Here is a 234-nt window from a genome sequence, read left to right as displayed (position 1 = left end):
ATGCTCTCGTCCGCCGCACCGAAACCGCCCGCGACGGCGAGATCGTCGTGGCGCTGATCGAGGACGCCGAAGCGACGTTGAAGTATTTCCGCCGCGAAGGCGCGATGGTCCGCCTGGACCCCGCCAACCGCGCCTACGATCCGCAGCGCTACAGCCCGCAACAGGTCCGCATCCAGGGCAAGCTGTCCGGCATCCTCCGCCGCTACGACTGAAGCGGCGGGCGCTGTCCTACAG

Annotated in this window: 1 protein-coding gene; it reads left to right on the top strand. The window is 68.4% G+C overall.

Translation table 11 applies throughout. From position 1 onward, the window contains the following. Window positions 1–212 (top strand): LexA family protein (locus tag AC0IYH_RS34110; protein WP_471838917.1); only part of this gene is annotated, 212 nt, incomplete at its 5' end. Window positions 213–234 lie beyond the last annotated feature (22 nt).

This window comes from Pseudomonas sp. AC463 (assembly GCF_979253585.1).
This window is presented reverse-complemented; position numbering and strand designations above follow the sequence as displayed.